Below are 6,719 nucleotides of genomic sequence, written 5' to 3' on the forward strand. Positions count from 1 at the left end.
TAGGGCCTTTCACAGCAGGCAGCAACGGCTCGATCCGAGCCCACATCTCATCGGTCAACACAGCTCCACGCGACATGACCCGAGAATCTCGCGTCAGCCCCGCTCAACTCGTGAGACACGCTCTAGGCGCGACCGTCGCGGCCAACCTGTCCGGTTAGGACGGCCGCGCGGCCCGAGCGTCAGACCGTGCCCAGCGACGGCTCGTTCGGGATGAACTAGCGCAGCCCGCAGCCGACCGTGACGGACTTGCCACTGCGCAGGTGGAAGGTGGCCGAGACGCTCACGGTGCCACCGGTGGCAGAAGGCGCCCGGAACGATGGCTTCACCGCGTGCAGCCGATCTCGAGAAGCCCCGCCGCCGATTTGACTGCCGTCAGGGTTGGGCGGGGGAGCGTCGCCAGTGAACCCTCGTGCACCCTCGACGCGCTGGACCTTGGGGGCATAGAAGTTGCCCTTGCCATCAGGGTGGCTGACCCGGACGCGCGTGAATCGCCCGTTGTCGCGCAGTTTGATCCTCACCGTGACGCCGTGCTTGGTCTTCACGCAGTTCTTGATCGTGGCACTGGTCGCAGACGGAGCAGCCGCAACAGGCGTCGCGAGCACGGCAGCCGGCAATAGCAGGCCAGCGCTGGCCAAGAGGGCGATGGACATCTTCGGCATGGGCAGGCCTCCTGCCTGCAGGATGCGCCTGGTGACCTGGCGGTTACACCCCTCGCCGGCAAAGTCTGAGGTCTCGAAATGGATCGTGCGCCCAAGCACTTGTTCGACGGGTGCGCGCGGCGGAGTCGACCACCGAAGGGCTGGGCTGGAAGCGGGTGGCCGCGACGGTCGAGGTCGCCGGTTCGCTCACCAAGGCAGACCTGGAGGCCTGTTGGGAGCTCGGCGCGACCGTCGCGGCCACCCTCACGGCCGAGGCGGTGCCGTGCCTAGGCCGTGTCTCGACTGACGGCAGTTAGAGCGTGAAGCACTTGATGCGGAAGTTCGCCTTGGTCAGCTTGTTCTTCGACACCGGGACATTGAACGACCCGCCGTTGCTGCCGAGGGTCACGGTGTAGCTCTGCTTCAGCCGGCTGACGTTGGCGTAGACGTTGAAGCCCGTGAACGCCGCGTTCCCGCAGACCGACGTCCGACCGGCCGGACCGCTGTCGAAAATCGTCCTGATGGCATTCGCGTTCGCGGAGAACTTGTAGACACCGGCCGGCACGTCCCAGGCCTTGCACGTGCCGTTGGGCAGCGTCCGCTGGCCCGTCTGCGGTCCGCTGACCGCGACCGTCAAGTTCAATGCGCCCCCCACGGGAGCGGCCCAGCAGGCTTTGAGTTCTTTGGCGGTGAAGGCATCGGCCGAGCCGGCGGCCATCGCAGCGATCAGAGTGAGGGAGCCGGCCACCGCGGCCGTTGACAGGACAGCAGTCCTACGCATGGGGCATCTCCTGGCTGCAGGGGCACCGGCTCGGGCGAGGGCCATGGGACCTGCCGGTGGATACACACCGTGACATCGGAACGGCAAGAAGTTGATCTTGAAAATTGTGCTGTTGGTACAAGATCAACTTCTCCGGCGCGGGTCTGACCAAGCATCAGACACGGGCGCGCAAAGGCCGCGTTGCCGGGATACCCACAGTGATCATCCGCCGACCGAGCGTCGATGATCTCGGTCGATCCGAGTCCGGACAAGCCAACGACCCGCCGGCGCAGGTACGCCGACGGGCCGTGGAGTCGAGCTCAGCACAGCGCCCGAGCGGTGGGCGCCGACACTGTCAGGCGATCAGACGCAGCGAAGGCTCACGAGCACCGAGGTGCGGCGGTCCTTCTTGACATTCGTGGTGACGCTGCCGTTCAGGATGGCCGCGGTGTTGAACGCCCGGTAGGCGTCGTTCATCCGCTTGATCCGGATCTTGAGGTCAGGGCTGGGAGCGCCGGGGCAGGCAGCCTCCATGCCGGCGACGAATTCGCTGACGTCCTCGACGGTGAGCTTGTACTGACCGGCGCGGACGTCCCATGCCATGCACTCAGTGTCGTCCAGCGAGAAAGTCTTGTACGACGGCCCGTCCGCGACGAACTCAAGGTCGAGCGTGTTGCTGGGCGTGTTGTTCGCCCAGCACACGTTGAGTTCCTTCTGGGTGTACGCGCTGGACGGGGCAGCAAGGACCCCTGCGGCCAGCGTGATGGAGCCGGCAACCGCCGCGACCGCGTAAATGCTTCGACGCATGAACATCATCTCCTTCGGGGCGCCGGCGAAGATGTGAGGTCGCTTCGACCTTCCGGCGGCACTCAGAGTCACAGACCGACTTCATGGAGATGATCTTGAAATCCGTACAATTCGTACAAGATCCACTTCAAAGGGTGAGATCTGGCCAAACCAGATCATGCCTACGCAAAACGGACAGTCGAATCTCACCATGAGTGATCGATTCGATCCGGAGCGCTAACTCGCGCGTGGCACCAGATGCCTGTGAGGTTTGGGCGCACAGGCGAGCCCCATGGTCAGCCGCTCACGGCACCCTCACCCGGCACTCGTCCGCCGATCACGGGTTGTCCTTCATCGGTACGCACTTCAGGACGAAGGTGACAGTGGTGCGCCGGTCCTTGCGAATGTTGGTCAAGACGCCGCCGTCGCGGAGGACGCGGAAGTCGGTCTTGTAGGTGTCCTGCTGCCGCTTGAGAAAGATCGTGAGCCGGCGCTCAAGGCCGCGGCCGCAAGCGGCCTGCATCGCAGCCTGGAACTCGTCGAGGTCCTCGAGGGTGAGCTTGTACTGGCCCGGTCGGACGTCCCAGGCCATGCAGTCCCCGTTGTCGAGACTCGCGGTCTTGAACGAGGGCCCATCGACAACGACTTCGAGGTCCAGCCATTCGCCCGGCGCCTTGTTGACCCAGCAAACGTTGAGCTCCTCCAGGGTCCGGGCCTCGGCCACGGTCGGAGCTACGCCGGCCAAGACGGCTACAGAGGCGACCACCCCCGCTGAACCCATAGCCCTGCGCATCGCGCTCCCCCCGGAGTCGTTCAATGCCTGCGTGTGGGACCCGGCCGGGCGAGGCCGGGCCCCACACGCGTGGGTTCTAGACGTCCACGCAGTAGGCGTTGACGGAGATCGAGGTGCTGCGGTCCTTCTTGACGTTGGTGGTGACCTCGCCGTTCAGGAGCGCGGCCACGTTGAACGCCTTGTAGGTGTCGCCCATCCGCTTGATCCGGATCTGGAACCGGTCGTCCTCATCTGCGGCGCAGCTGTCCAGGGCGTCGGTGATGTCGTCGAGGAACTCGTCCATGTCCTCCACGGTCATCTTGTACTGACCGGGCCGGACGTCCCAGCGGACGCACTCGCCGTTGTCGAGCGAGAACGACTTGTACGACGGGCCGTCCGCGACGGCTTCCAGGTCCATGTTGAAGTTCGGGTTGTCGGCACTGGGAGTCTCGTTGTTCCAGCACACGGTCAATTCCCGCTGGGTGAAGGACGTAGCTGCCTGCGAGACCGTCGGAGCGCCGACGGACAGCAGCGCAACGGAAGAAAGTACGGCCGCAGCCGAGATGGCGCTCTTGCGCATTGTGTTCCCCTCCTAGAGAACCGCCGGTTTGGTGGGGCGGTGTGCCCCCCGGCAACACACTTAGCGTCACAGATCCACTACAAGAGGTGGATCTTGCATTACGCACAATTCGGACAAGATCGACATCCGTGAGTGAACCTCAGGTATCCCCGGGCAAAGAATCGTCTTGAGTTACCTGTGTGACCACACGAGTCGCCTCCAATCTCAGAAGAAACTTCACATCTCTCCCATGGACCCCAGGGGCCCCGTGAGGCGTGGACCTTGGGGCACAGACAACGGCCCGCCGGCAGAAGCCGACGGGACGTTGTGGTGGTGCTGAGCGGGGTTTTCGACACCCAGGTCTCAAATTCAGCTAGCGCCCGCCACCTACGTCGAGGATCGCGCCGGTGACGTAGGAGGCGGCCGGTGAGAGCAGCCAGACGATCGCGGCGGCGACCTCCTCGGCCGTGCCCGCACGTCCCATGGGGACCGTCGGGGCCAGTTCGACGAGGCGGTCGCCGCGCCCGACCGAGGCGTGGATCTCGGTCTCGATCAACCCGGGGCGGACGGCGTTGACGCGGATGCCGTCGGCGGCGACCTCCTTGGCCAGCCCGACGGTGAGGGCGTCGACGGCGGCCTTGGAGGCGGCGTAGTCCACGTACTCCCCCGGGCTACCGAGCACCGCGGCGCGCGAGGAGACGTTGACGATCGCCCCACCCTCGCCGTCGCGCAGCATCAGGCGCACGGCCTCGCGGGCGCAGAAGAATGCCCCGAACACGTTGACGCCGAAGACCTCCTCCAGGTCCTCGGACTCCCGCTCGGCCACGGTCGAGCGGGGGGAGACGACGCCGGCGTTGTTGACCAGGCCCCGCACCGGGCCGAGTTCCTCGGCCTGCACGAACAGGTCGAGCACGTCCAGCTCCATCGCGATGTCGCCCTGTACGACGATCGCGTCCACCCCGTGCGAGGAGCACTCGGCGGCGACCTCTTCGGCCGACTCGCGGTCGGAGCGGAAGCCCAGGCACAGGTTCCAGCCTTGGGCTGCAGCGGCGCGCGCGGTGGCGGCGCCGATGCCTCGACCGCCACCGGTGATGACCAGGGTGCCGGTCATGGCGCTGCTCACGATTGCGGCGGGCTGAAGTGGTGCGGGTCCGGGTCGCCGGCCGGTTCGGCGGCGGCCCAGGTGGTCACCTCGAGCAGGATGTCGATGGCGGTGCCGGTATCGGTCTCGCGCAGCAGGTGCGCCAGCGCGAGCACCCGCAGGCCCTCGGCGGCCTGGGCCAGCTCGGCGATCTCGGCCAGCACGTCGGGGTTGGACGGCCCGCCGACGCCCCGCTCGATGTTGGTCCGGGAGTGCCCGATGTAGAGCAGCCGTCCGCCGGGGGCCAGCCAGGTCGCGGCCCGCGCCAGCAGGCCGATGAGCTCGGGCATCTCCATGTGCAGGTAGACCACGAGCACCAGGTCGAGCGGCTCGGCCGGCGACCAGGTCAGTGCGTCGCCGGCCTCCCAGGCGACGTGCACGCCGTCCCGCTCGGAGCGCTGCTGCGCCTGCTCGATGCCGACCGCCGAGATGTCGACGGCCTCGACGTGCCAGCCGCGCCGGGCCAGCCACACCGCATTGCGGCCGTTACCGCACCCCAGGTCCACCGCGCGCCCGGGCTCCGCGTCGGCGACGCGGGCCCGGACGAACTGGTTGGGCCGTTCTCCCCACAGGGCGGGATCAGCGGCGTACCGCGCATCCCAGTCGATGTCCTTGGGCATGGAGCTAGACGCCCCACTTGCCGCCGTGGACGTAGATGGTCTGCCCCACGACGTGGCGGGCGTCGTCGCTGGCCAGGAAGGCGATCACGGCCGCGATGTCCTCGGGCTGGGCGACCCGCAGGATCGGGGTCGCGGCCGCGGCCGCGTCGACGAACTCCTTGGGGTCCAGGCCCATGCGCACGGCGGCGGCCTCGGTCATCGCGGTCTGCACGAAGCCGGGGGCGACGGCGTTGACGTTGATGTTGTAGCGGGCCAGCTCGAGGGCCATCGTCGCGGTCAGGCCCTGGATGCCGGCCTTGGCGGCGGAGTAGTTGGACTGCCCGCGGTTACCCAGCGCGGAGATGCTGGACAGGCTCACGATCTTCCCGTACTTGGCCGGGACCATCAGCTTCTGCGCGGCCTGGGCCATCAGGAACGCGCCCTTGAGGCTGACGTCGACGGTGAGGTCCCAGTCCTCCTCGGTCATCTTGAACAGCATGTTGTCCCGGGTGACGCCGGCGTTGTTCACCAGGATCGCGACGCCGCCGAACTGGGCGGCAATGGCCTCGACGCCGGAGGCGACCGAGGCCGCGTTCGCCACGTCGATGCCGAACGCGGCCGCCTGGCCGCCCTCCTTGATGATCGTCTCGACCGTCTCCGCACCGCGCTCGGCGGTGATGTCGACGACCGCGACCGTCGCCCCCTCAGAGGCGAACCGCAGTGCGGTGGCAGCGCCGATACCCTGCGCCGCGCCGGTGACGATCGCAACCTTGCCGTCGAACCTGGACATGCCTGACTCCTGTTCTGGTGGGGACTGACGGAAGAGGTGACTGCCCGTCAGGTGAACGCACTGACACCGGTGGAGCGCACGGCCGAGCCCCAGCCTAAGTGGTCACTCCGCTTCCGATTCCTGCGGAGCCTCCGGCAGCGGCGTGGACGTGGTGGCCGCGTCCCCGAAGGCCGTGCCGTCCCAGCGGTATGTGTGGCTGAGCTCCAGGTCAGGGCAGCAACGGGGCGCGGCGGGGCCGAAGCCGAACGAGGTCACCACGGCGCTGGGTCCGACCGCCCGCAGATCCTTGACGATCTCGCCCTCGTCGGGGCCGAGCAGCTCGTCGACGACCTCCGGCCCGCCCGGCCGGGCGGCGACGGCGAACACCGCGGACGGCGGAGCGCCCGCCCCGGAGTCGCAGCGCACCGCGACCAGAGCGTCCTCGACACCGTCGCCGGTGAAGTCGTAGCGGTGCTGGCGCACCTGGACCAGCGGCGCGCCCGCGCAGTCCACCTGCGAGGTCAGCACGTCCAGCAGTTCCGGCGGCAGCGCCGCCGCCGTCGCCGAGCCGCCGCCACCCCCGCAGCCGGCCACCACGAGCAGGGCCAGGATCGCCACCGCCGCTCCGGCGGGGCTGGGACGGGCGGGCACCGCTGCAGCTTAGGTACCGAGGGGGGGCTCCGCCCCCCGTCAAC

General features: G+C 67.9%; 9 protein-coding genes and 1 pseudogene. 1 reads left to right on the top strand and 9 read right to left on the bottom strand.

Annotated elements, in window-relative coordinates:
- Positions 1 to 215: 215 nt before the first annotated feature.
- Positions 216 to 659 carry a hypothetical protein gene (locus H0X00_RS20185; protein ID WP_293774283.1) on the bottom strand — a complete coding sequence of 148 codons (444 nt, stop codon included), beginning with the start codon at positions 657 to 659 and terminating at the stop codon, positions 216 to 218.
- A gap of 110 nt (positions 660 to 769) precedes the next feature.
- Here H0X00_RS20185 and H0X00_RS20190 point away from each other — a divergent pair.
- Positions 770 to 955 (top strand): annotated as a pseudogene (locus H0X00_RS20190) (hypothetical protein); the annotation flags it as partial.
- On the opposite strand, the gene H0X00_RS20195 reads toward H0X00_RS20190, so the two are convergent.
- The 8 genes from H0X00_RS20195 to H0X00_RS20230 all read right to left on the bottom strand — a co-directional run bounded on the left by H0X00_RS20195 (position 952) and on the right by H0X00_RS20230 (position 6,675).
- Positions 952 to 1,356, bottom strand: coding sequence for a hypothetical protein (locus tag H0X00_RS20195; protein ID WP_293774285.1), 405 nt, complete (start codon positions 1,354 to 1,356; stop codon positions 952 to 954). The pseudogene H0X00_RS20190 and the gene H0X00_RS20195 sit on opposite strands and share 4 nt — an antisense overlap.
- Positions 1,357 to 1,761: 405 nt before the next feature.
- On the bottom strand, positions 1,762 to 2,205 hold the full coding sequence (locus tag H0X00_RS20200) for a hypothetical protein (protein WP_293774287.1): 444 nt from the start codon (positions 2,203 to 2,205) through the stop codon (positions 1,762 to 1,764).
- 316 nt (positions 2,206 to 2,521) lie between these two features.
- The gene (locus tag H0X00_RS20205; RefSeq protein ID WP_293774288.1) at positions 2,522 to 2,908 is read right to left on the bottom strand and encodes a hypothetical protein; all 387 of its coding nucleotides are present in this window, start codon (positions 2,906 to 2,908) and stop codon (positions 2,522 to 2,524) included.
- Positions 2,909 to 3,053: 145 nt separating this feature from the next.
- Positions 3,054 to 3,536, bottom strand: a complete 483-nt coding sequence (locus tag H0X00_RS20210; protein ID WP_293774289.1) for a hypothetical protein — start codon at positions 3,534 to 3,536, stop codon at positions 3,054 to 3,056.
- A gap of 352 nt (positions 3,537 to 3,888) precedes the next feature.
- A complete protein-coding gene (locus H0X00_RS20215) occupies positions 3,889 to 4,626 on the bottom strand; it encodes an SDR family oxidoreductase (protein WP_293774291.1) in 738 nt (245 codons plus the stop codon).
- 8 nt (positions 4,627 to 4,634) lie between these two features.
- Positions 4,635 to 5,276: a trans-aconitate 2-methyltransferase gene (locus tag H0X00_RS20220; RefSeq protein WP_293774293.1), complete on the bottom strand. Its 642-nt coding sequence runs from the start codon at positions 5,274 to 5,276 to the stop codon at positions 4,635 to 4,637.
- A 4-nt stretch (positions 5,277 to 5,280) separates the two neighbouring features.
- The gene (locus H0X00_RS20225; RefSeq protein ID WP_293774294.1) at positions 5,281 to 6,045 is read right to left on the bottom strand and encodes an SDR family oxidoreductase; all 765 of its coding nucleotides are present in this window, start codon (positions 6,043 to 6,045) and stop codon (positions 5,281 to 5,283) included.
- 102 nt (positions 6,046 to 6,147) lie between these two features.
- Entirely contained in the window at positions 6,148 to 6,675 is a 528-nt protein-coding gene (locus H0X00_RS20230; protein ID WP_293774296.1) for a hypothetical protein, read from the bottom strand.
- Between the last annotated feature and the right edge of the window lie 44 nt (positions 6,676 to 6,719).

The organism is Sporichthya sp. (assembly GCF_013815995.1).
GTDB lineage: Bacteria > Actinomycetota > Actinomycetes > Sporichthyales > Sporichthyaceae > Sporichthya.

Bases quoted from the DNA above. Each gene is read 5' to 3' on its own strand.
- H0X00_RS20185 (WP_293774283.1), bottom strand. From the start codon at position 659: ATGCCGAAGATGTCCATCGCCCTCTTGGCCAGCGCTGGCCTGCTATTG.
- H0X00_RS20195 (WP_293774285.1), bottom strand. From the start codon at position 1,356: ATGGCCGCCGGCTCGGCCGATGCCTTCACCGCCAAAGAACTCAAAGCC.
- H0X00_RS20200 (WP_293774287.1), bottom strand. From the start codon at position 2,205: ATGCGTCGAAGCATTTACGCGGTCGCGGCGGTTGCCGGCTCCATCACG.
- H0X00_RS20210 (WP_293774289.1), bottom strand. From the start codon at position 3,536: ATGCGCAAGAGCGCCATCTCGGCTGCGGCCGTACTTTCTTCCGTTGCG.
- H0X00_RS20215 (WP_293774291.1), bottom strand. From the start codon at position 4,626: ATGACCGGCACCCTGGTCATCACCGGTGGCGGTCGAGGCATCGGCGCC.
- H0X00_RS20220 (WP_293774293.1), bottom strand. From the start codon at position 5,276: ATGCCCAAGGACATCGACTGGGATGCGCGGTACGCCGCTGATCCCGCC.
- H0X00_RS20225 (WP_293774294.1), bottom strand. From the start codon at position 6,045: ATGTCCAGGTTCGACGGCAAGGTTGCGATCGTCACCGGCGCGGCGCAG.